The organism is Parapedobacter soli, from assembly GCF_025460835.1.
Taxonomy (GTDB): domain Bacteria; phylum Bacteroidota; class Bacteroidia; order Sphingobacteriales; family Sphingobacteriaceae; genus Parapedobacter; species Parapedobacter soli.
Window position 1 is genome coordinate 1 of record NZ_JAMXAY010000174.1, and the last position, 323, is coordinate 323.

The 323-nt window shown below is 61.0% G+C and carries 1 protein-coding gene; it reads left to right on the plus strand.

The genetic code is table 11. The annotated features are described in order from the left end of the window. A partial coding sequence (locus NGM62_RS22080) for a type IX secretion system membrane protein PorP/SprF (protein WP_262250464.1) occupies positions 1 to 323 on the plus strand: 323 nt, incomplete at both ends.

The window sequence follows — 323 nt, forward strand, 5'->3', positions numbered from 1 at the left end:
ATCCGGGAAACGGATGCGTTGGTGGGCTTCGGCGTGATGCTGTACCGCCCGGAGCGCTACTATGTGGGCCTATCGCTGCCCCGATTGATGCTGGGTAACCTCGGGTTGACCGGCGACAGCCGGTATCAATTTACCAACGTTTACCACCTCACCGCCGGGGCGCTCTTCCACCTGGGGCCAGACTTCCAGTTCCGGCCCTCATTACTGGTTACCTACTCCGAAAGTCTGCGGCCACAGGCGGAAGCCTCGGCGATGTTCTTCGTCAAGGAGGTGTTCGGCATCGGCGCAAACGTGCGCACGTATGGGGAGATTGCAGGCATGGC